17 protein-coding genes are annotated in these 22,281 nt (G+C 64.7%); 6 read left to right on the top strand and 11 right to left on the bottom strand.

The window, feature by feature from the left end; all coding sequences use genetic code 11:
* The first annotated feature begins 219 nt into the window (after window positions 1–219).
* Both ASD28_RS07960 and ASD28_RS07955 read left to right on the top strand, forming a co-directional pair.
* Window positions 220–864, top strand: a complete 645-nt coding sequence (locus tag ASD28_RS07960) for a dienelactone hydrolase family protein (RefSeq protein WP_056126109.1) — start codon at window positions 220–222, stop codon at window positions 862–864.
* Window positions 854–1,861 carry a CapA family protein gene (locus ASD28_RS07955; RefSeq protein ID WP_056126107.1) on the top strand — a complete coding sequence of 336 codons (1,008 nt, stop codon included), beginning with the start codon at window positions 854–856 and terminating at the stop codon, window positions 1,859–1,861. The genes ASD28_RS07960 and ASD28_RS07955 overlap by 11 nt, the downstream gene beginning before the upstream one ends.
* Here ASD28_RS07955 and ASD28_RS07950 read toward each other — a convergent pair whose 3' ends face one another.
* From ASD28_RS07950 to ASD28_RS07915, 8 genes are all read right to left on the bottom strand, one after another.
* Window positions 1,862–2,776, bottom strand: coding sequence for an NAD(P)-dependent oxidoreductase (locus ASD28_RS07950; RefSeq protein WP_056126105.1), 915 nt, complete (start codon window positions 2,774–2,776; stop codon window positions 1,862–1,864).
* A 72-nt stretch (window positions 2,777–2,848) separates the two neighbouring features.
* Window positions 2,849–4,312, bottom strand: a complete 1,464-nt coding sequence (locus ASD28_RS07945; protein WP_056126103.1) for a glutamate synthase subunit beta — start codon at window positions 4,310–4,312, stop codon at window positions 2,849–2,851.
* 176 nt (window positions 4,313–4,488) lie between these two features.
* Window positions 4,489–9,204: a glutamate synthase-related protein gene (locus tag ASD28_RS07940; RefSeq protein ID WP_056126101.1), complete on the bottom strand. Its 4,716-nt coding sequence runs from the start codon at window positions 9,202–9,204 to the stop codon at window positions 4,489–4,491.
* A 339-nt stretch (window positions 9,205–9,543) separates the two neighbouring features.
* Entirely contained in the window at window positions 9,544–10,242 is a 699-nt protein-coding gene (locus tag ASD28_RS07935) for a transposase (protein ID WP_056126098.1), read from the bottom strand.
* A gap of 42 nt (window positions 10,243–10,284) precedes the next feature.
* On the bottom strand, window positions 10,285–10,968 hold the full coding sequence (locus ASD28_RS07930) for a response regulator transcription factor (protein WP_056126096.1): 684 nt from the start codon (window positions 10,966–10,968) through the stop codon (window positions 10,285–10,287).
* Between the two features lie 49 nt (window positions 10,969–11,017).
* The gene (locus ASD28_RS07925) at window positions 11,018–12,163 is read right to left on the bottom strand and encodes a PAS domain-containing sensor histidine kinase (RefSeq protein WP_056126094.1); all 1,146 of its coding nucleotides are present in this window, start codon (window positions 12,161–12,163) and stop codon (window positions 11,018–11,020) included.
* A 182-nt stretch (window positions 12,164–12,345) separates the two neighbouring features.
* Window positions 12,346–15,456, bottom strand: coding sequence for a DEAD/DEAH box helicase (locus tag ASD28_RS07920; RefSeq protein ID WP_056126092.1), 3,111 nt, complete (start codon window positions 15,454–15,456; stop codon window positions 12,346–12,348).
* Between the two features lie 177 nt (window positions 15,457–15,633).
* Entirely contained in the window at window positions 15,634–16,551 is a 918-nt protein-coding gene (locus ASD28_RS07915; RefSeq protein WP_056126090.1) for a LysR family transcriptional regulator, read from the bottom strand.
* Between the two features lie 196 nt (window positions 16,552–16,747).
* On the opposite strand from ASD28_RS07915, the gene ASD28_RS07910 reads away from it, so the two are divergent.
* Window positions 16,748–17,503, top strand: coding sequence for an SDR family oxidoreductase (locus tag ASD28_RS07910; protein WP_056126209.1), 756 nt, complete (start codon window positions 16,748–16,750; stop codon window positions 17,501–17,503).
* Window positions 17,504–17,514: 11 nt separating this feature from the next.
* Here the strand turns inward: ASD28_RS07910 and ASD28_RS07905 are convergent, their stop codons facing one another.
* A complete protein-coding gene (locus ASD28_RS07905; RefSeq protein WP_056126088.1) occupies window positions 17,515–17,697 on the bottom strand; it encodes a hypothetical protein in 183 nt (60 codons plus the stop codon).
* A gap of 138 nt (window positions 17,698–17,835) precedes the next feature.
* Between ASD28_RS07905 and ASD28_RS07900 the strand changes: the two genes are divergently transcribed.
* From ASD28_RS07900 to ASD28_RS07890, 3 genes are all read left to right on the top strand, one after another.
* Window positions 17,836–20,196: a Tex family protein gene (locus tag ASD28_RS07900; protein ID WP_056126087.1), complete on the top strand. Its 2,361-nt coding sequence runs from the start codon at window positions 17,836–17,838 to the stop codon at window positions 20,194–20,196.
* A gap of 79 nt (window positions 20,197–20,275) precedes the next feature.
* Window positions 20,276–20,593: a Grx4 family monothiol glutaredoxin gene (gene grxD / locus ASD28_RS07895; RefSeq protein ID WP_056126084.1), complete on the top strand. Its 318-nt coding sequence runs from the start codon at window positions 20,276–20,278 to the stop codon at window positions 20,591–20,593.
* A complete protein-coding gene (locus ASD28_RS07890) occupies window positions 20,586–21,179 on the top strand; it encodes a UbiX family flavin prenyltransferase (RefSeq protein ID WP_056126082.1) in 594 nt (197 codons plus the stop codon). The genes grxD and ASD28_RS07890 overlap by 8 nt, the downstream gene beginning before the upstream one ends.
* Here ASD28_RS07890 and ASD28_RS32420 read toward each other — a convergent pair whose 3' ends face one another.
* Together ASD28_RS32420 and ASD28_RS07885 are read right to left on the bottom strand one after the other, a co-directional pair.
* Window positions 21,180–21,353 (bottom strand): hypothetical protein, encoded by a 174-nt coding sequence (locus ASD28_RS32420; protein WP_200948981.1) that lies wholly within the window; start codon window positions 21,351–21,353, stop codon window positions 21,180–21,182.
* Window positions 21,354–21,588: 235 nt separating this feature from the next.
* On the bottom strand, window positions 21,589–22,002 hold the full coding sequence (locus tag ASD28_RS07885) for a transcriptional regulator (RefSeq protein ID WP_036233319.1): 414 nt from the start codon (window positions 22,000–22,002) through the stop codon (window positions 21,589–21,591).
* Window positions 22,003–22,281 lie beyond the last annotated feature (279 nt).

Raw genomic sequence — 22,281 nt, 5'->3', positions numbered from 1 at the left:
TTTAATAACTTATGCATACAACACATTGTTTCACATCAGTAAACAATCTTTACAAATGCCTGAAAGAAACCCTTTTACGGGGACATCCTGAAGATCCACTACATCGCGATCCGACGTCCTGTCCCGGACGTTGGGAACGGGCAAATGCCGGACTTTCGGTCACTCCCCATTTAACAATCGGATGCCGAATCTTTGCCCCTGCCAGATGGTCTAACGATCATGACAAAAGCCCTGGTCCACATCGACAGCGGCGCGGCGACGATGGAAGGCATGCTCGAGCTGCCCGACACTCCCTCCGGGGTCGTGCTGTTCGCGCACGGCAGCGGAAGCAGCCGTTTGAGCCCGCGCAACAACCACGTGGCGCACGTGCTGCGCGACGCCGGCATCGGTACGCTGTTGCTGGACCTGCTCACGCCGCACGAAGACCGTCAATACCATAACCGATTCGATATCTCCCTGCTGACGGGCCGCCTGCGCGCGGCAGCAAGCTGGCTGGGCGCGCAGGACGCGACGGCCCCGTTGCCGCTGGGCCTGTTCGGCGCCAGCACGGGCGCGGCCGCCGCGCTGCAGCTGGCGGCCGACCCGGCGGTGCCCATCGCGGCCGTCGTGTCGCGCGGCGGGCGGCCGGATCTCGCCGGCAGCGACGCCCTGCGCGCCGTCGAGGCGCCGACACTCCTCATCGTGGGCGGTGCCGACGAACCCGTCATCGCGCTGAACCGGCAGGCCTATGGCGAGCTGGGCTGCGTAAAACGGCTGGCGCTCGTACCCGGTGCGACGCATTTGTTCGAGGAACCTGGCACGCTGGAAGAGGTGGCGTGGCTGGCAGCCGAATGGTTCACGACTTACTTCACCCATGAGCCCTGACCTGCGCCTCGTGTTCGGCGGCGACGTCATGCTGGGCCGCCACGTCCGCGACGTCATGCTGCGCGACGGCATCCACGCACCACTGGAAGCCGTCTCTCCGTTGCTGCGTGCGGCCGACGCGGCCATCGTCAACCTTGAGTGTGCACTCACTGACAGCCTGGAGCGCTGGCACGGCGTCCCCAAGGTCTTTTATTTCGCCGCGCCGCCGGCGGCCGGCCAGGCGCTGGCCGATGCCGGCATCCGCATGGTGAGCCTCGCGAACAACCACAGCCTCGACTACGACGCGCAAGGCCTGGCCGACACGCTGCGCACGCTGGACGCACACGGCATCGCCCACACCGGCGCCGGCCCGGACCTCGCATGGGCGCTGTCTCCGGCCGTCGTGGCGTGCGGCGAGGTGCTGGTCGGGATGGCGGCATTCTGCGACCACCAGGCCGATTTCGCCGCGACGGACGATCACCCCGGCATCGCCTGGCTCGGCCTGCACGACGAGACGGCCGCCACCGACGCCTTCGCCCGCGCGCTCGCGCCCCTGCGCGCGGCCGGCGTGCGCTGGCCGGTGTTGTCGCTGCACTGGGGTCCGAACAGGGTGACGGCGCCCGCACCGCACCTGCGCCGCCTCGCGCACGCCGCGATCGACGTCGGCTGGAAGATCGTCTACGGCCACAGCGCGCACATCTTCCACGGCATCGAGCTGTACCGGGGCTGGCCGATCCTGTACGCGACTGGCGACCTCGTCGACGACTACGCCGTCGACGCGGACCTGCGCAACGACCATCAACTGCTGTTCGAGGTGCACCTGGGCGAGGACGCGCTGCGCCGCATCGTGCTGCACCCGGTGTTCATCCGCCACGGCCGCGCGTTGCCGGCCGACCACACGCAACGCACCTGGATCTATACGCGCATGCAGGCGCTGTGCCGCGATCTCGGCACGACAGCGCGGCTGGACGGCGGCCTGCTCGTCATTGAGCCGGGTGCCACCACGCCGCACGAGTGATCAGCTTCGCAGACCGGCGTCTTCCGACACGTTCAGCGCCGCCGCAGTCCAGTCGAGCTCGCCGCGGTCCTTCGCCAGCGCGGACAGGAAGCGGTCGTGCATCATGCTGGCCAGCGGCATCGGCACGTGGGCCTTGCGCGCGGCCGCCATCACGAGATCCGCATCCTTGAAACCCAGCGACAGCTTGAAGCCGGGGTTGGCGTAGTCGTGCTGCGCGATCAGCTTGCCGTAATTGACGTACAGCGGCGTGGCGAAGATCGATTGGGTCATCACGTCCATCATGGCCGAGCGCTCGACGCCGTATTTCTCGCACAGGGTCGCCGCTTCCGCCATCGCCTCGATGACGCCCATGATCATGAAGTTACCACTCAGCTTGACGATGCTGGCGGCGACGGGGTCGTCGCCCAGCGGGAACACGCGCTGGCCCATCGTTTCCAGCAGCGGCATGATCTTGTCGCGCGCGCCGGCTTCACCCGCGACCAGGATGAACAGCATGGCGGCGGCCGCGGCGGTCGGGCGGCCGAACACGGGGGCGGCGACGAAGGCGGCGCCGCGTTCGGCGTGCAGGGCGGCGATGCGCTGCGTCGTCTCCGGCGACACCGTGCTCATCGACACGTGGATGCCGCCCGGACCCAGTTTTGCCGCGATGCCGTCCGGCCCGCCGACGACCTGCTCCAGCGCCGCGTCATCGGCCACCATCGTGAACACGACGCCGTCGCCGGCCGCGGCCTGGCCCGGATGCTCGACCAGCGTGGCGCCCTGGGCGACGAGGTCGGCCGCCTTGCCGGGCGAGCGGTTCCACACGCGGAGCGTATGGCCCTTACTAATGAGGTTGCTTGCCATGGCATGTCCCATGCCGCCCAGGCCGACGTAGCCGATCTCCATATTGTTCTCCGTGATTGTCAGAATCTGCATGCTAGCAGTTCGCGTAAAAAAAACGGCCCGGGCTGCACACCCGGGCCGTTCATCCAAACAGGCGCTGGCAGATCAGCGCGGCAGTACCGACGAACCCATCAGGAATTCATCGACGGCGCGCGCGCACTGGCGGCCTTCGCGGATCGCCCACACGACGAGGGACTGGCCGCGGCGCATATCGCCGGCGGTGAAGACTTTCGGCACCGACGTCTGGTAGCAGACATCGCCATCGGTCGTGGCGCGCGCGTTGCCGCGGGCATCCTTTTGCACGCCGAACGCGTCCAGCACCTGCTGCACCGGCGAGACGAAACCCATGGCCAGCAGCACGAGGTCGGCCTTCAGTTCGAATTCCGAGTTGGCCACTTCCGTCATCTTGCCGTCTTTCCACTCGACGCGGCAGGCGATGATTTTTTCCACTTTACCGCCCTTGCCTTCGAAGCGCTTGGTGGCGACGGCGAAGTCGCGCTCGCAGCCTTCTTCGTGCGACGACGAGGTGCGCAGCTTGGTCGGCCAGTACGGCCACACGAGCGGCTTGTTTTCCTGTTCCGGCGGCATCGGCATCAGTTCGAACTGGGTCACCGATGCGGCGCCGTGGCGGTTCGACGTGCCCACGCAGTCGGAGCCGGTATCGCCGCCGCCGATCACGATCACGTGCTTGCCCGTGGCCTTGATCTGGTCCTTGACTTTGTCGCCGGCGTTGACGCGGTTCTGCTGCGGCAGGAAGTCCATCGCGAAGTGCACGCCCTTCAGGTCGCGGCCCGGGACCGGCAGGTCACGCGGTGCCTCGGCGCCGCCGGCCATGATCACGGCGTCGTAATCCTTCACCAGGTCTTCCGGGAAGATGGTGTCGCGCGCCATGTTGCTGACGGTGGTCGGGAAATCCTTGCCGATCAGGGTCGACGTACGGAAGGTGACGCCTTCGGCCTTCATCTGTTCGACGCGACGGTCGATCAGGTCTTTCTCCATCTTGAAGTCGGGGATGCCGTAGCGCAGCAGGCCGCCGACGCGGTCGTTCTTCTCGAACACCGTCACGTCGTGACCGGCGCGGCCCAGCTGCTGGGCCGCGGCCAGGCCTGCGGGGCCGGAACCGATGATCGCGACCTTCTTGCCGGTCTTGACGGCGGCCGGTTGCGGGACGATCCAGCCGTGTTCCCAGCCGGCGTCGGCGATCTTGCGCTCGATCGACTTGATGCCGACCGGCTCATTGTTGATGCCCAGCGTGCAGGCGGCTTCGCACGGCGCCGGGCAGATGCGGCCCGTGAATTCCGGGAAGTTGTTCGTCGAGTGAAGGTTGTCGACGGCGTAGCGGTAGTTGCCGTGGTAAACCAGGTCGTTCCAGTCGGGGATCTGGTTGTTGACGGGGCAGCCGGTGTTGCAGAACGGGATGCCGCAATCCATGCAGCGCGCACCTTGCACCTTCGCTTGCGCGTCGGTCAGGGTGATCGAAAATTCCTTGTAATTCTTGAGACGGGCAGCGGGTTCCAGGTGGTCTTCTTCCTGGCGCTGAAATTCCATGAAGCCGGTGATCTTACCCATTTGTATTCCTTGGTATGTCGTGTTCTGTTCGGTTCGAGGAGATGCGGGCCACGCGACTTCGGCTGCTAAGCTTGGATCCCCGCCTTCGCGGGGACGACGTTTCACTGCTAACGGTTGTTCCGTCGCCCCCGCGCAGGCGGGGGCCCAAGTTCAACAGGCACGCGGCCCTTGCAGCATCAGGCAGCCAGTTCGATCTTGTCGTTGGCTTCTTCCATGCTGCTGTTGTGCATCTCTTCCAGTGCGCGCTTGTACTCGGTCGGGAAGACCTTGACGAACTTGCTGCGGCTGTTGGCCCAGTCGTCCAGCAGGTTGCGCGCACGGGTCGAACCCGTGTGCTTGAAGTGACGCTCGATCAGGCGCTTCAGGATCGCTTCGTCCGACTCGCGCTCGCCGTTGCGGGTCTGTGCATGCCAGCTGGCCTTGTCGCTCTGTTCCTTGGTCGACTGCACGCTCTCCAGTGCCACCATCGCGGTGTTGCACTTCTGCTCGAAGTCGCCCTTCGGATCGTAGACATACGCCACGCCACCCGACATGCCCGCCGCGAAGTTGCGGCCGGTGTCGCCCAGCACGACGACGGTACCGCCGGTCATGTATTCGCAACCGTGGTCGCCCACGCCTTCGACGATCGCGGTCGCACCCGAGTTACGCACCGCGAAACGCTCGCCGGCCACGCCGTTCAGGAACGCTTCACCGGCGATCGCGCCGTACAGCACCGTGTTGCCGACGATGATGTTGTCGACGGCCCAGCCGCGGAACTCCGTGTTCGGACGCACGATGATGCGGCCGCCCGACAGGCCTTTACCGACGTAGTCGTTACCTTCGCCGACCAGGTCCAGCGTGATGCCGTGTGCCAGGAACGCGCCGGCCGACTGGCCCGCGGTGCCCTGCAGCTGGATGTGGATCGTGTCGTCCGGCAGGCCGGCATGGCCGTAGCGCTTGGCGACTTCGCCCGACAGCATCGCGCCGACCGTGCGGTTGACGTTCTTCACCGGCGAGATGAACGAGACGCGCTCGCCTTTCTCCAGCGCGGCCTTGGCCTGTGCGATCAGCTTGTGGTCCAGGGCCTTGTCCAGGCCGTGGTCCTGGCCGTCCGAGTGCAGCAGCTGGCGTTTGTCGTCGACCTTCGGCTGGTAGAAGATGTTCGAGAAGTCCAGGCCCTGTGCCTTCCAGTGGCCGACGGCCTTCGACTTGTCCAGCAGGTCGGAACGGCCGATCAGTTCGTCGAACGTGCGGATGCCCAGCTGGGCCATGATCTGGCGCGCTTCTTCGGCGACGAAGAAGAAGTAGTTCACGACGTGTTCCGGCTTGCCCGAGAACTTGGCGCGCAGTTCCGGATCCTGCGTGGCCACGCCCACCGGGCAGGTGTTCAGGTGGCACTTACGCATCATGATGCAGCCTTCGACGACCAGCGGTGCCGTCGCGAAGCCCACTTCGTCCGCGCCCAGCAGGGCGGCGATGACGACGTCGCGGCCGGTACGCATCTGGCCGTCGGCCTGGACGCGGATACGGCTGCGCAGGCCGTTCAGCACGAGGGTCTGCTGGGTCTCGGCGAGGCCCAGTTCCCACGGCGTGCCGGCGTGCTTGACCGACGACAGCGGCGATGCGCCCGTACCGCCGTCATGGCCGGCGACGACGACGTGGTCGGCCTTCGCCTTCGACACACCGGCGGCGACCGTACCGATACCGACTTCCGACACCAGCTTCACGGAGATCGACGCGTGCGGGTTCACGTTTTTCAGGTCGTGGATCAGCTGCGCCAGGTCTTCGATCGAGTAGATGTCGTGGTGCGGCGGCGGCGAGATCAGGCCCACGCCCGGCACCGAGAAGCGCAGCGACGCGATGTACTCGGACACTTTGTGGCCCGGCAGCTGGCCGCCTTCGCCCGGCTTGGCGCCCTGCGCCATCTTGATCTGGATCTGGTCGGCGGACGCCAGGTATTCGGCGGTCACACCGAAGCGGCCCGATGCCACCTGCTTGATCTTCGAACGCAGCGAATCGCCTTCGACCAGCGGGATGTCGGCGACGACGCGGTCCTTGCCCAGGATCGAGGCCAGGGTCTCGCCCTTGGCGATCTTGATGCCCTTGAACTCGCCCATGTAGCGCGCCGGATCTTCACCGCCTTCGCCCGTGTTCGACTTGCCGCCGATACGGTTCATGGCGATGGCCAGCGTGGCGTGGGCTTCGGTCGAGATCGAGCCCAGCGACATCGCGCCGGTGGCGAAGCGCTTGACGATCTCTTTTGCCGGCTCGACTTCGTCCAGCGGGATCGCCTTGGTCGGATCGATCTTGAATTCGAACAGGCCGCGCAGGGTCAGGTGACGGCGGGTCTGGTCGTTGATGAGCTGCGCGTACTCTTTATACGTGCTGTAGTTGTTGGCACGGGTCGAGTGCTGCAGCTTGGCGATCGCGTCCGGCGTCCACAGGTGGTCTTCGCCGCGCACGCGGTAGGCGTATTCGCCGCCGACGTCCAGCGCGTTGGCCAGCAGGGGATCCTTGCCGAAGGCCAGGCCGTGCAGGCGCAGGGCTTCCTCGGCCACTTCGAACAGGCCGATGCCTTCCACCGTCGACGACGTGCCGCGGAAGTACTTGTCGACCAGCGACTTGTTCAGGCCGATGGCTTCGAAGATCTGGGCGCCGCAGTACGACATGTAGGTCGAGATGCCCATCTTCGACATGACCTTCATGAGGCCCTTGCCGACTGCCTTGGTGTAGTTGTAGATGGCTTTATCTGCAGCCATCTCGTGCGGCAGCGTGTGCGCCAGGTCGACCAGCGTTTCCAGCGCCAGGTACGGGTGCACGGCTTCCGCGCCATAGCCGGCCAGCAGGGCGAAGTGGTGCGTCTCGCGGCACGAGCCGGTTTCCACGACGAGGCCCGTCGATGCGCGCAGGCCGCGCTGGACGAGGTGCTGGTGGATCGCGGACGTCGCCAGCAGCGCGGGGATCGCGACCTGGTCGGCGTTGACGTTGCGGTCCGAGACGATCAGGATGTTGTGGCCCGACTTGACGGCATCGACGGCTTCCGCGCACAGCGAGGCCAGCGACGCTTCGATGCCTTCCTTGCCCCACGAGACCGGATAGCAGATGTTCAGTTCATACGACTTGAACTTGCCGCCGGTGTGCAGGCTGATGCTGCGCAGGCGGGCCATGTCGTCGAACCCGATCACCGGCTGCGACACTTCGAGGCGCATCGGCGGGTTGACGTTGTTCGTGTCCAGCAGGTTCGGCTTCGGACCGATGAACGACACGAGCGACATCACCATCGCTTCGCGGATCGGGTCGATCGGCGGGTTCGTGACCTGGGCGAACAGCTGCTTGAAGTACGAGTACAGCGGCTTCAGCTTGTTCGACATGACGGCCAGCGGCGAGTCGTTACCCATCGAGCCGGTGGCTTCTTCGCCCAGCACGGCCATCGGGGCCATCAGGAACTTCAGGTCTTCCTGGGTGTAGCCGAATGCCTGCTGGCGGTCCAGCAGAGAAATAGCGGCTTTCTCGCCTTGCGCATCCTTGGCACGGTTCTGCGACAGCTGGCTTTCCGACAGCTTGATTTCGTTGAGCTTGATGCGCACCGACTTGATCCATGCTTTATAGGGCTTGGCGTTCGAGTAGGTGTCCTTCAGTTCCTTGTCGTCGATGATGCGGCCGGCTTCCAGGTCGATGAGGAACATCTTGCCCGGCTGCAGACGCCATTTCTTGACGATGCGCGATTCCGGGATCGGCAGCGTGCCCGATTCCGAGGCCATGACGACCAGGTCGTCGTCCGTGACGATGTAGCGGGCCGGACGCAGGCCGTTGCGGTCCAGCGTACCGCCGATGTGGCGGCCGTCGGTGAAGGCCATGGCGGCCGGGCCGTCCCACGGTTCCATCATCGCGGCGTGGTATTCGTAGAACGCGCGGCGGTTCTCGTCCATCGTCGCGTGGTTTTCCCAGGCTTCCGGGATCATCATCATCATCGCCTGGGCGATCGGGTAGCCGGCCATGACCAGCAGTTCGAGCGCGTTGTCGAAGCAGGCGGTGTCCGACTGGCCTTCATAGATCAGCGGGAACAGTTTCTGCAGGTCGTCGCCCAGCACGGCCGACTTCATGACGCCTTCGCGGGCGCGGGTCCAGTTGAAGTTGCCCTTGACGGTGTTGATCTCGCCGTTGTGCGCCAGCAGGCGGTACGGGTGGGCCAGCGGCCACTCCGGGAACGTGTTCGTCGAGAAGCGCTGGTGCACCATGGCCAGCGCGGAGACGCAGCGCGGGTCCTGCAGGTCCTTGTAGTACACGCCGACCTGGTCCGCCAGCAGCAGGCCCTTGTAGACGACGGTACGGGCGGACATCGACGGCACGAAGAATTCCTTGCCGTGGATGAGTTTCAGGGCCTGGATCGCGTGGCCCGACGATTTGCGGATGACGTACAGCTTGCGCTCGAGCGCGTCCGTGACCATCACGTCCGGGCCGCGGCCGATGAAGATCTGGCGGATCACCGGCTCTTTCGTGCGGACGGTCGGCGACATCGGCATCGTGTCGTCCACCGGCACGTTGCGCCAGCCCAGCACGACCTGGCCTTCGGCGCGCACGGCGCGCTCGATTTCCTGTTCGCAGGCGATGCGCGAAGCGTGTTCCTTCGGCAGGAAGATCATGCCGACGCCATATTCGCCCGGCGGCGGCAGTTCGATGCCCTGCTTGGCCATCTCGTCGCGGTAGAACTGGTCAGGGATCTGGATCAGGATACCGGCACCGTCGCCCATCAGGGCATCGGCACCGACGGCGCCCCGGTGGTCCAGGTTTTTCAGGATCAGCAGACCCTGTTCAATAATGGAGTGGCTCTTGTTGCCCTTGATATGGGCGACGAAACCGACGCCACAGGCGTCGTGTTCATTGGCGGGATCGTACAAACCTTGGGCAATCATGGGGGCTCCGCAGCATTTTGAAGATATTGAAGGCCGAGGATAGAGCAGACTTCGGTAAACATCAATAGCAATAATTAGGGTCGGAGTCGAATTAAATGCCGAGTTTTTTGGTCGCAAATTAAATGGGGACATAGTGAGCAAAATTGTTCAGTTCGCTTATTCCATTAATAAAATCATATAGTTATACGAAAAACCGTCGTTCCCGCGGAAGCGGGAACCCATGCTGAGCTGGCCTTAGATATTCAGTATGGATTCCCGCTTGCGCGGGAATGACGGGCATAAAAAAAGGGAGGCAATGGCCTCCCCTCTGTATTTGTTGCAATGACGCTGCGCACAAATCTATTCCGCAGCCTTGACCTTGAACGGCCTCCCCCGCTTCGCCGGCAGGATCTGCCGCTTGGTCTTGTGCTCCAGCTCGACCTTGAACGCATGCGTCCCGAGCGGCGCCCCCTTCAGCACCGCCGCATTGATCGTGTCCAGTTCCTGCCCCGACATGCCCTGCTGCGCCAGCTCGATGAACGCCGCTTCGCGCTGGAACGGCGTATTGCCGAGTTCCCAGTACTTGGCGTGGTCGGTAATGAGCGGATCTGGCCGCACGCCGGCGTGATGCGCGTAGCTCGACCACGGATAGTCGAGCGGATCGAACGCCAGCTGGCTGCGCAGCGGGTTCAATTCGATGTAGCGGATACAGGCGAGGAAATACGCGTCCGGGTCGATCACGGACGTGCGGAAGCGGCCCTGGAACAGGGTGCCGGAGCGGCCGTATTTGTTGTTGAACCAGGGAACGTATAACCGCCCCACCTTCTGCATCATCGCCGCCAGGCCGTCCTCGTCGGACGGCGTCGCCAGCACATGCAGGTGGTTCGGCATCAGGACGTACGCGTGGATGGCCACGCGGTAGAACTTCGCGCTCTCGCGCAGCCATTCCAGGAAGCGGCGGTGGTCTTCGTCGTCGCGGAAGATCAGTTGGTTGTCGTTGCCGCGCTGGATGATCAGATGCGGCTGGTTCGGCAGGATCAGTCGGGGTTGGCGGGCCATGGCGTCATTCTAACGCAATCGCCCCGCTCTGTCCCCAATTAATCAGGCCAGCGTGAACCCGGCGGACAGGCTGTAGCCCTCGCCATAGGCGCTGCGCAGCGGCAGATCCTGGCCGAGGCCGGTGCGGGCCTTCTTGCGCAGGCGGTAGACGAGCATGTCGACGCGGCGGCTGGCATCCGGATCGTCGCCACCCATGCCGGCCACGATCACCTGGCGTGGGACGGGCCGGGTGTTGATGGTCAGCAGGTGCAGGAAGTTGCACTCTTTTTCCGTCAGGTCGATCACCTTGCCCATCAGCTCGAGCTGGCGGGCCGAGACGCGCAGGGTCCACTTGCTCGGCGCGGGCGCCGGCTCGGACGACGGCCGCACGCGGCGGTCCAGCGCCTCGATGTGGGCGGCCAGTTCCGGGAACTTGATCGGCTTGGTGAGATAGTGGTCGGCGCCGAGGCGCAGGCCGAGGATGCGGTTGTCGAAGGCCACGCGGCCCGTCAGCACCAGCAGCCCGATCTCGGGATACAGCTGGCGCATTCGTGGAATCACGTTGAAGCCGTCCTCGTCGGGCAGGCCCAGGTCGAGCACGACCACGGCCGCCGGCGTGCGCGTCAGCGCGGCCCACATATCGCTGGCGGTGGTCGCGATCGTGACGTCGTGGCCGAGTTCCTTGAGGAAATCGGCCATATCGCCTGCGTATTCGCCATTGTCTTCAACAATCAATATTTGCGTCATGGGTTTTGCCAATTCCTTGTTTCGTATTCCCGGCTTCGTTGTCGGGCGGCTAACCCCGGTCGCCATGCCGATTATCACTGCTGGTCATTCCGGAAGCAAGACTTTTTGCCCCGCTCGCCTGTGCCGGCAGCCATAGTCTGAACTCGGCGCCGCCCTCTGGAGGACATGCATATGTCAAACTACCGCCGTGCACTTCCACCACGGAGCGCGCCATGTACAGTCCGAGCCCGCTGCCCGCGACACCCTCGACATTCGCGCCGCGGTAACCCTTGTCGAAGATGCGTGCGACGTCGTCCGCCGGCACGCCATGTCCCTCGTCGCGCAGCGCCAGCTCGACGCCGCCGTCGACCCGCCGTCCCGCCACGTGCAGCGCGGTGCCGGCCGGTGTATAGCGCAGCGCATTGTCCAATAACACCTTGAGCGCCAGGCGCAGGCCGGACGGTTCGCCTCGCAGCGCGGCCGGCAGGTCGCTGGCTTGCAGGGTCACGGGACGTCCGGCCGCGCGCGCCTGTGCCACCAGTTCTTCCAGCAGCAGCTTCGGCCCCACCTTGTTCTCGCGGCGCTGGCTGCCGAGCGCGGCCATGCGCTCGGGGGACAGATAGTCGTCCAGCATCGCGATCAGGCGGTCCGTCGCGGTGGCGATCTTGCGGTAGCGCTCGCGCGTCGCCTCATCCGCCTTCGTGCCCAGTGCTTCGAGGCGCTGGATCGCGCCGTCGATCGTCGACAGCGGCGTGCGGAATTCATGGTTCAGCATGCTGGCAAACCGCTTTCTCTCGCGCTCCCGCTCGCGCCGCGCGGACACGTCGCGCACGAGGCCCAGCAGCGCCCGCGGCTGGCCGGCGTCGTCCAGCGCCAGGGTCGAAATCACCTCGACGGCCACCTCGCTCCCATCCGGCCGGCGCAGGTCGAACTCGCGCATCACGCGCAGGCGCGAGCCGTCGCCGGCGGCAAACCGGCGCAGCCGCTCCGGCAGGCCGGCGCACAAGGCCGCCAGCGGGCCGTCGCCGCCCTTGTCCATCTGCGCGCGGATGTCGGCGATGGAATAGCCGAGCATGTCGTCGACGCCGGGGCTGACATACGCCGGCACACCGGTGGTGCAATCGAGGATGAAGGCCAGGTCACCGCCCAGTTCGGCAATCGTGCGAAAGGCGTCCGCCGTGGAGATGTCCGCCGAGACGGATGCGCTGCGCGTCATGATGGCCTTAATGAGAATGATTCCAGACAATAAGTATAGTGCCCGATATAACGCTTTGCATAGATAACCTGGGGCCGCCGTTGCGTCAAACACGCAGAATACGAAGATAAGCAATATATGCATGCGCAAATAAAAAGGGCAAGCCGCACAGGCTTGCCCTCTTGACCACGACGCTGCCGCGTTTACTCGTCCAGCGGCGCGAAGATCGCCTGCAGGTCTTCCTGCGTGAGCGCCATCTTCTGCGATTCGCCTTCGGCCAGGATCGACGCCGCCAGCTCGGATTTCTTTTGCTGCAGCAGCTGGATCTTTTCTTCCAGCGTGCCCTTCGCGATGAGCTTGTAGACGAACACCGGTTTGTCCTGCCCGATGCGCCATGCACGGTCCGTCGCCTGGTTCTCGGCCGCCGGGTTCCACCACGGGTCGTAGTGGATGACCGTGTCGGCCGCGGTCAGGTTCAGGCCCACGCCGCCGGCCTTGAGGCTGATCAGGAAGATCGGCACGGCGCCCTGCTGGAATGCCGCCACCTGCGCGGAACGGTCGCGCGTCTCGCCGGTGAGAATCGCGTACGGGATCTTGCGCGCATCGAGTTCTTCTTCGATGAGGCCCAGCATGCTCGTGAACTGCGAGAACACGAGGATCTTGCGGCCTTCTCCCAGCAGGTCGTCGACCATCTGCATCAGGTCGATGAGCTTGGCCGACACGGCCGCCGTGTTCTTCTTGCCCGGCATCGCCTTCACCAGACGCGGGTCGCAGCAGACCTGGCGCAGTTTCAGCAGCGCTTCCAGGATGACGATCTGGCTGCGCGCCACGCCCTTGCGGTCGATCTCGTCGCGCACCTTCTTGTCCATCGCCAGGCGCACGGTCTCGTACAGGTCGCGCTGCGGGCCCGTGATCTCGATGCGGCGGATCATCTCCGTCTTTTCCGGCAGCTCTTTCGCCACGTGGTCCTTCGTGCGGCGCAGCAGGAACGGCTTGATGCGGCGGTTCAGCAGCATGCGGCGCACCGGGTCGTCCTGGCGCTCGATCGGGTGACGGAACTGCGTATTGAAGGTCTTCTCGTCGCCGAGCAGGCCCGGCAGCAGGAAGTGGAATTGCGACCACAGCTCGCCCAGGTGGTTTTCCAGCGGCGTGCCGGACAGGCACAGGCGGTGGCGCGCGTTCAGCGAGCCGGCCGTCTGCGCCGCCTTCGAGCGCGTGTTCTTGATGTAGTGCGATTCGTCCAGGATCACGAGGTGGTACTCGTGCTCGCGCAGCTTTTCCTCGTCGCGCGGCAGCAGCGCGTACGTCGTCAGCACGATGTCGGCGCCATCGATCTGGTCGAACAGATCCATGCGCTCCTTGCCCTGCAACAGCAGCACCTTCAGGTCCGGGGCGAAGCGCGCGGCTTCTTCCATCCAGTTCATCATGAGGCTCGTCGGCGCGATGACCAGCGCCGGGTTCGTCAGGCGGCCCGCTTCCTTTTCCGTCAGGATGTGGGCGATCGTCTGCACGGTTTTACCGAGACCCATGTCGTCGGCGAGGATGCCGCCCAGGTCGTATTCGCGCAGGAACTGCATCCATGCGAGACCGTCGAGCTGGTAATCGCGCAGCGTGGCCTGCAGGCCTTTCGGCGCATCGACCTTTTTCACCTTGCCGAACTGGCTCAGCTTGCGGCCCGTTTCGCGCAGTCGCTCGCCGCCCGTCCAGGTCAGTTCGGTGCCTTTCGCGAGTTCTTCCAGGCGCGCCGCATCCAGCGTCGACAGCCGGACCTTGTTCTTGATCTTGTCGTTGAAATACAGCTCGCCCAGCGTCGACAGGATGGGTTTCACGCGGCCCCACGGCAGCGCCACGCGCACGCCGTCCGGCAGGGTCGCCAGCATCTGGTCGGCTTCCGCGTGCGCGGCCAGCACGTCCGGATTGAAGTCCAGCGGCGCCGTGCGAATGAGTTGCACCAGCACGGGCAGCAGCGGCATGCGCTTGCGGTTGACGACGATGCCCAGCTCCAGCTCGAACCACGCGTTGCCGGCCTCGGGCGGCTCGTCGATGTCGGCATACCACTCTTCGACCGGCACGACGTCGTAGCGGTATTTCGGCGACTTCTGCACGTGCCAGCCGAGGTCGGACAGCGCGTCGAGGTCGTTTTCGGCGAAGCGCAGCCAGTGCGCCTGGCCGTCCAGCAGCAGCGCGCCGGACAGGGCCGACAGCGGCGTCGTGGCCGGCTTGCGGAAGCCCAGCTTGTTCAGGGTGTCCAGCGCGACCGCTTCCAGCGCGTCGTCGCGCTCGATGACTTCGGTGACGTCGCCGATCTGGCGCACGACGCGCTGGGCCGGGTCGAACGAGATGCGCTGGCCGTCGTAGTCGAACGACAGCACGGCGAAGTCCTGCCAGCGCTGGCCGTTACCCTCGGCCTGCGGGATGGCGTCCAGCAGCAGGTGCGGCTGCGGTTTCACGTCGGTGCGGATGCGCTGCGTGAGCGGCTGCGGCAGCGGCATCAGCTGTTGCAGGCCATGCGCCAGCAGCAGTTGCGACACGCGTTTCTTGTCGTTGCCGGCCAGCGCCGGCGCCTGCGACACGAGTGCCTGCAGGTCGGCCAGCGAGATGTCGATGCCGCCGCGGTTCAGGTCCAGCGGGCCGCACGACAGGTTGTCGATGTACCACGGCGGATCCGTCGGCAGCATGTAGTCGACGAGGTCGGCGCCGGCGTGCGTCGCGCCCTTGGCCGGTTCCACCGACCAGCCGAGCTTGGCCGCGCGGCCTTCGTCGCGCCACGTGAGATTGGCCTTGCGCACAGGCCCCGCCTGCAGCGGATACAGCAGGCCATTGGTCATGTCGGACCACGAGTTCGCCCACAGCAGTTTCCCTTGCGCGAGCAGTTGCTGCAGCAGGATGGCACCGACCTTGCCCTTGGGCTCGGTCGCGCTCGTGCTCTGGTTGGAGCCGCTGCGCATGGCGATGAAGAAACGCACCAGGTCCTCGTCGTCGCCTTCGAGGTAGGCGGGCGGCGCCGACAGCAGCGAGAACACTTCGCTCACCGGGCTGGCCGCGGCCACGTCGCCGTTCGGGCGCAGGCGCGCCTTGCACAGGCAGATCGCGACGTGGCGGCCGCCGCTGGTCGGGGCCATGACATAAACGAATTTGTACTGGACGGCCTTGGGGTCAGTGACTTCCGCGGTCAGCTTCGGCTGGGGATGTGCTGCCGCCTCGACCCTTTGCAGCCAGCTTAACACCGGTGCGGGCAGGGCCGGAGCGCGTGCAGGTGCTCGAGCCGGCGGTGCGTCGCTGGTGTCGTCGCGATGAAAATCAACTGTGTGCATGGGTCTCACGAGTCTTTAATTTGAAAAAACAACAATACCTATTATCCGTCATGCGACCCGAACAGCTTTGTTAAGGATCGCACGTAGCGGGTAAAACTTTACGAGACGAAAAGAGTAGAAGTTACACTCTGGCGCCTCGCTTTGCCAGCCCCCATCACGCATTTTTTTGCGAGTGCGTCATGACACGAGGCGCCAGTCCGGCGCACTCAGGTGCTTCATGAAGAACTCGGCCAGGGCTTCCACCTTGGCCGGCCGCGTGCGTGCCGATGGCGTGACGAAGTACAGGCCACCCCGCGCCATCTGCCAGCCCTCCAGTATGGGGACAAGCCGCCCGGCGCGCACGTGATCTGCCGCAATAAATTCAGGGAACTCGGCAATCGCCAGGCCCTCCAATACGGTGGGCAGCAGCGCATCCGAATTCGTCACCCGCAGCGGTCCTTCCGGCTTGATGACGACTTCCTCCCCGTCCGCGTTGGTGAAGCGCCACACGTCGATGCGCGCGCGATAGGTATAGCCGAGGCAGGGATGATCCGCGAGTTCGGACGGATGCCGCGGCGTTCCCCGCGTTGCCAGATACTCGGGCGAGGCGACGATGATCTGCGCCACCGGACACAGCTTGCGCGCCACCAGCGACGAATCGGGCAGCACGGCGATGCGCAGGGCGGCATCGAAGCCCTGGCCCACGAGATCGACGGTGGCATCGGACAGGTGCAGGTCGATCTGCACGTCGGGGTATTCACGGAAGAACGCGGGCATCAGCGGCGCGACCCAGCGCACCCCGAACGACATCGGCACGGCCAGCCGCACGAGCCCGCGCGGCCGCGCCGACATCTCGCGCGCGGCATGTTCGGCCTCTTCGGCTTCGCGATAAATCTTCAATGCGCTGTCCGCGATGGTGCGGCCGAATTCCGTCAGCGCCAACTGGCGCGACGTCCGGTTCAAGAGCCGCGCACCGAGCCGCTCCTCGAGCCGCGCGACGGCCCGCGACACGGTCGCCACCGACACCCCGAGCGCACGCGCGGCCCCGGCGAACGAGCGTTCCTCGGCCACCTTGGCGAACATCGCGAGACCTTCGAAATCGGGCAACAGGGACATCGTTCGTCGTCGGCGGGGAACCGATGAGTTATCGAACCCGACATGTTACGGCATCCCGGCGCCGGTGCCTATCGGCCTTCCGAAGTATGCACGACAAAAATGCAAAGATAGTTTGCGATCAATGCTATTTTAATGTGTAGTTGACCCCGGTACGATGGTTTCCGTCGACTTCGACATCAATCAAACGGAGAACATCATGACTGCCAAACTCGCCAACAAAATCGCTCTCGTCACCGGCGCCACCAGCGGCATCGGCCTGGCCACCGCCCAACGCTTCGCCCTCGAAGGCGCACAAGTGATCGTCACCGGCCGCCGCCAGGCCGAACTGGACGCCGCGGTAAACAGCATCGGCCACGACGCGATCGGATTACGCGTCGACTCCAGCGACCTGACCGCGCTGGACGGCCTGTATGAAGAGATCCGCGCCCGCTTCGGCCGCCTGGACGTCCTGTACGCCAATGCCGGCGGCGGCTCGATGCTTCCGCTGGGCGACATCACGGAAGAACAGTTCGACGACACTTTCGGCCGCAACGTGAAAGGCACGCTGTTCACCGTGCAGAAAGCGCTGCCGCTGCTGTCGAAAGGCGCCTCGGTGATCCTGACCGGCTCGACGGCCGGCAGCTCGGGCACCCCGGCGTTCAGTGTCTACGCCGCCAGCAAGGCCGCCGTCCGCGCTTTCGCCCGCAACTGGATCCTGGACCTGAAGGACCGCGGCATCCGCGTCAACACGATCAGCCCGGGCGCCACCCGCACCCCCGGCCTCGTCGAACTGGCCGGCAACGACGCCGCCGCGCAACAGGGCCTCGTCGACTACCTGGCCGCGCAGATCCCGCTGGGCCGCGTCGGCGAGCCGGACGAGATCGCGAAAGCCGCCGTGTTCCTCGCGTCCGACGACGCCAGCTTCGTCAACGGCACCGAGCTGTTCGTCGATGGCGGCCAGGCGCAGATCTGATGTTTGACCGGCTATCGTCCGTCGCCGCTGGCCTTGTCGGCACGCTTGTCCGGCCAGACGGCGGCGGCGATCCCGCACACGACGCCCACGAAGATGGCACGCTCCCAGTCGAAGGCATGCGCGCTGCCCAGCCAGCGCGTGTAGATCAGCGTGCCCAGCGCGGCGCCAAACGCGGTCGGTAAGAATTTTTTCATGACAGCAGCGTAGCAGCATTCCTCTCTGGAAAATTCACCCTTTCCCACGCCACCGCAGATCGCCGCCCCTGTCAAGACTGGCGCATCGCCCGCGATTGCGTATCATTGCCCGTTCGATTCACCGACTGACCCGAACTCATGCTCCCTTCGATCGAACAACGCCTCGCTCAAGAACTGTCCGCCAAACCCGCACAGGTGGCCGCCGCCGTCGCCCTGCTCGACGAAGGCGCGACCGTCCCCTTCATCGCCCGCTACCGCAAGGAAGCCACGGGCGGCCTCGACGACATCCAGCTGCGCCTGCTGGAAGAACGCCTGCGCTACCTGCGCGAACTGGAAGACCGCCGCGCCGCGATCATCTCGTCCATCACGGAACAGAACAAGATGACGCCGGAGCTGCTGCAGGCGATTTCGCTCGCGGAAGACAAGACGCGGCTGGAAGACCTGTACCTGCCGTACAAGCAGAAGCGCCGCACGAAGGCCCAGATCGCGATCGAGGCCGGCCTGAAGCCGCTGGCCGACGACCTCCTCAACGACCCGGCGCGCGATCCGGAAGCCGAAGCCGCGACATATCTGCGTGAAGGATTCACCAACGCGGACGGCGTCGCGAACCCCGGCGTGGCCGACACGAAGGCCGCGCTGGACGGCGCGCGCCAGATCCTGATGGAGCGCTTCGCGGAAGACGCGGAACTGCTGCAATCGCTGCGCGAATACGTGCAGGAACACGGCGTCGTCGAATCGAAGGTCGTCGACGGCAAGCAGGAAGAAGGCGAGAAATTCGCCGACTATTTCGATTACTCGGAAACGCTGGCGACCGTGCCGTCGCACCGCGCGCTGGCGCTGATGCGCGGCCGCCGCGAGGGTATATTGGACGTGACCTTGCGCCTCGATTCCGAGCCGGAAAAACCAAAATGGGACGCGCCGCACAACCCGTGCGAAAGCCGCATCGCGGCGCGCTTCGGCATCAAGGGCGCGGGCCGCCCGGCCGACAAATGGCTGCTCGACACGGCGCGCTGGACGTGGCGCGTAAAAAGCTTCATGTACATCGAGACGGAGCTGATGGGGCTTCTGCGCGAAAAGGCGGAAGGCGATGCGATCCAGGTCTTCGCGCGCAACCTGAAGGACCTGCTGCTCGCGGCACCCGCGGGCCCGCGCGCGACGATGGGCCTCGACCCGGGCCTGCGCACGGGCGTGAAAGTCGCCGTCGTCGACGCGACCGGCAAGGTGGTCGACACGTCGACCATCTACCCGCACGCGCCGCGCAACGACTGGGACGGTTCGCTGCACACGCTGGCCAAGCTCGCCGCGAAGCACAACGTGTCCCTGATCTCGATCGGCAACGGCACGGCATCGCGCGAGACCGATAAACTCGCGCAGGACCTGATCAAGCAGAACCCGGAGCTGAAACTGACGAAGATCGTCGTGTCGGAAGCCGGCGCGTCGGTGTACTCGGCGTCGGAATTCGCGTCGCGCGAACTGCCGGAGCTGGACGTGTCGCTGCGCGGCGCCGTCTCGATCGCGCGCCGCCTGCAGGATCCGCTCGCGGAACTCGTGAAAATCGATCCGAAGTCGATCGGCGTGGGCCAGTACCAGCACGACGTCTCGCAGACGCAGCTCGCGCGCCAGCTCGACGCCGTCGTCGAGGACTGCGTGAACGCGGTCGGCGTGGACGTCAACACGGCATCGGCGCCGCTGCTCGCGCGCGTGTCGGGCCTGTCGAGCAGCGTCGCGCAGAGCATCGTCAACTACCGCGACCAGCAAGGCGCGTTCGCCTCGCGCGCGGCGCTGAAGAAGGTGCCGCGCCTGGGCGACAAGACGTTCGAACTGGCCGCGGGTTTCCTGCGCATCGTGAACGGCGACAATCCGCTGGACGCATCGGCGGTGCACCCGGAATCGTACCCGGTCGTCGAGAAGATCCTGGCCGATATCCAGAAGGACATCAAATCGGTGATCGGCGACAGCGCGCTCGTCAAACGCCTGAATCCGGCCAAGTATGCGGATGACAAATTCGGCGTGCCGACCGTGACCGATATTCTGAAAGAGCTGGAAAAGCCGGGCCGCGATCCGCGTCCGGAATTCACGACGGCCACGTTCAAGGAAGGCGTCGAGGAGATCTCGGACCTGCGCCCGGACATGATCCTGGAAGGCGTCGTCACGAACGTCGCGGCGTTCGGCGCATTCGTCGACATCGGCGTGCACCAGGATGGCCTCGTGCACATCTCGGCGCTGTCGAACACGTTCGTGAAGGATCCGCACACGGTCGTCAAGGCGGGCCAGGTCGTGAAGGTGAAAGTGCTGGAAGTGGACGTCAAGCGCAAGCGCATCGCGCTGACGATGCGCTTGTCGGACAGCGCGCCGCAGGCGGGGTCGCAGCCTCAGCAGCGTGCGGATCGCGATGACCGCAAGCGCATGGCGGATCACCAGAACAAGCATCAGAAACAGGAGCGTTCGGCGCCGAGCGGCGGCGCGATGGCGGCGGCGTTTGCCAAGTTGAAGCGTTGAAGCGACGGCCGGGACACCCGTCCCGGTTTTCTTATAAAATGCCGTCATCTACTCAAATTCTCACCAAAGGCAGAACCAAATGAGCGACGTACAATCCTGGATCAAAGAGACCGTGACCGCCACGCCTGTCGTGCTGTTCATGAAGGGCACCGCCCAGTTCCCGCAATGCGGTTTTTCGGGCCGCGCGATCCAAATCCTGAAGGCTTGCGGCGTCGATAACATCGCCACCGTGAACGTGCTGGAAGACGCGGAAGTCCGCCAGGGCATCAAGGAATACTCGAACTGGCCGACCATTCCGCAGCTGTACGTGAACGGCGAATTCGTTGGCGGTTCGGACATCATGACGGAAATGTACGAGTCCGGCGAACTGCAGGCCCTGCTCAAGAAGAATGGCTGATCCCGGCCCGCGCCGGATCGTCGTCGCCATCACCGGCGCGACCGGCGCGATCTATGGCGTGCAGCTGCTGCGGCGGCTGGCCGCCGTACCCGGCGTCGAGACGCACCTCGTCATTTCCGACGCCGCCACCCTCACCCTGCACCAGGAAGTCGGCCTGCAACGGCGCGACGTGGAAGCGCTCGCCCATGTGGTGCACCGCAACCGCGAGATCGGCGCCGCGATCGCCAGCGGCTCGTTCCAGACGGCCGGCATGGTGATCGCCCCCTGTTCGATGAAGACGCTGGCCGCGGTCGCGCATGGCTTGTCGGACAACCTGATCGCGCGCGCAGCTGACGTCGTTTTAAAAGAACGCCGGCGCCTGATCCTGATGGTGCGCGAAACGCCGTTCAACCTGGCGCACCTGCGCAACATGACGGCGGTCACGGAAATGGGCGGCATCGTCTTCCCGCCGCTGCCGAGCTTTTATCACCGCCCCGCCACGATAGCCGAGATGGTCGACCACACGGTGGCGCGCGTCATGGACCTGCTGGGCGTGACGAACGATCTCGCCCCGCGCTGGGGCGGCATGAACGACGATACGCCCTGATCAGGCGTGGTCGCCGTACGGGTCGCGTTCGGCCCGTTGCTGTTCTCTTGCGTCTTCGATTTTTCTGCGCTGCTCGTTACGCTTGCGCATGATTTCTGCGTGCTGGGCCGCCGTCATCGGCGGTGCTGTCATGAGGTCCTTCAACTGCGCGGTGTTGCTGTAGTTATTAATCATGAGGCGACTGCATCCTTATATGACCGATAACACTGGCGGACGCCAGGCAGGAACGCGAACTCGACCGTTGCGACGTTCCGTTAGCGTTACCGATTATGCGCGAGACTCGGCGGTTTGTGCGGACTAATCGCAGAAAAAAATTGCAGTACAGAAGTGCATGACGCGACGCCCGGAGCTTGCCGGACGCCGCGTCATGGGATTCGGCCATCGTGAATCTGATGGCGATCAGGAAGGATTATTTCTGCTGCTGGTGATTCATGCGCACGAGCATGCGGATGAATTCGCGCGCCAGCTGCTTGTGGTGCTCGTCCAGGCGTTGCAGGTCCGCGATCAGCTTGACGTCGGCCGATTCGAACCGGGTGCTGCCGTCGGCGCCGTCGCCATTGGCGGCGGCATTCTCCGAACCGCCGAAGCGCAGCCAGTCGGCCGGCACGCCCAGCCACTGCGCGATCATGCGCAGTTTTTCTTGGGTCGGGATCGCCTCTCCGACCAGCCATTTACGTGCCGCGTGGACCGTAATCGGACGGCCCTCGAAGCGAATGTTAAATTCCCGCGCGAGCCGGGTGGGACTGTCCGGAGAATAGTGGGCGTTTTTCAGGGCTTGCTGCAGGCGCTCGCTGAAGCTCTCCCGTTCGTTAGTCGAATTCATGGGTGGCACTAAGGGTTCATGCAAAGCCGTCATTAGGTCGCTCCGTTGACCAGACCGTCTGTGACGGCAGGAGAGGCTGTAGGTAACAAATAGGTGAGTATTGATCAATTCTCACAGTGCTGTCCAGCAATTCCCGTTGTATTCAGCATGCCGTGAGATATGTGTGAAAAATATCCTACAGGAAAAGGAAAACGTTTGCTCGTTCAATTTCCTACTAGAAATTAGAACATTTCTTCCTCTTGGCACGACAAAAGATGCCAAGAGTCAACAAAGTAGCGA

The organism is Massilia sp. Root133 (assembly GCF_001426525.1).
Classification (GTDB): Bacteria; Pseudomonadota; Gammaproteobacteria; order Burkholderiales; family Burkholderiaceae_D; genus Telluria; species Telluria orientalis.
Note: the sequence above shows the minus strand (reverse complement) of the source record. Positions and strands in the feature narration are given on the sequence as shown.

Coding starts and splice junctions, on each gene's coding strand:
- ASD28_RS07960 (WP_056126109.1), top strand. CDS start 220: ATGACAAAAGCCCTGGTCCACATCGACAGCGGCGCGGCGACGATGGAA.
- ASD28_RS07955 (WP_056126107.1), top strand. CDS start 854: ATGAGCCCTGACCTGCGCCTCGTGTTCGGCGGCGACGTCATGCTGGGC.
- ASD28_RS07950 (WP_056126105.1), bottom strand. CDS start 2,776: ATGCAGATTCTGACAATCACGGAGAACAATATGGAGATCGGCTACGTC.
- ASD28_RS07945 (WP_056126103.1), bottom strand. CDS start 4,312: ATGGGTAAGATCACCGGCTTCATGGAATTTCAGCGCCAGGAAGAAGAC.
- ASD28_RS07940 (WP_056126101.1), bottom strand. CDS start 9,204: ATGATTGCCCAAGGTTTGTACGATCCCGCCAATGAACACGACGCCTGT.
- ASD28_RS07935 (WP_056126098.1), bottom strand. CDS start 10,242: ATGGCCCGCCAACCCCGACTGATCCTGCCGAACCAGCCGCATCTGATC.
- ASD28_RS07930 (WP_056126096.1), bottom strand. CDS start 10,968: ATGACGCAAATATTGATTGTTGAAGACAATGGCGAATACGCAGGCGAT.
- ASD28_RS07925 (WP_056126094.1), bottom strand. CDS start 12,163: ATGACGCGCAGCGCATCCGTCTCGGCGGACATCTCCACGGCGGACGCC.
- ASD28_RS07920 (WP_056126092.1), bottom strand. CDS start 15,456: ATGCACACAGTTGATTTTCATCGCGACGACACCAGCGACGCACCGCCG.
- ASD28_RS07915 (WP_056126090.1), bottom strand. CDS start 16,551: ATGTCCCTGTTGCCCGATTTCGAAGGTCTCGCGATGTTCGCCAAGGTG.
- ASD28_RS07910 (WP_056126209.1), top strand. CDS start 16,748: ATGACTGCCAAACTCGCCAACAAAATCGCTCTCGTCACCGGCGCCACC.
- ASD28_RS07905 (WP_056126088.1), bottom strand. CDS start 17,697: ATGAAAAAATTCTTACCGACCGCGTTTGGCGCCGCGCTGGGCACGCTG.
- ASD28_RS07900 (WP_056126087.1), top strand. CDS start 17,836: ATGCTCCCTTCGATCGAACAACGCCTCGCTCAAGAACTGTCCGCCAAA.
- grxD (WP_056126084.1), top strand. CDS start 20,276: ATGAGCGACGTACAATCCTGGATCAAAGAGACCGTGACCGCCACGCCT.
- ASD28_RS07890 (WP_056126082.1), top strand. CDS start 20,586: ATGGCTGATCCCGGCCCGCGCCGGATCGTCGTCGCCATCACCGGCGCG.
- ASD28_RS32420 (WP_200948981.1), bottom strand. CDS start 21,353: ATGATTAATAACTACAGCAACACCGCGCAGTTGAAGGACCTCATGACA.
- ASD28_RS07885 (WP_036233319.1), bottom strand. CDS start 22,002: ATGAATTCGACTAACGAACGGGAGAGCTTCAGCGAGCGCCTGCAGCAA.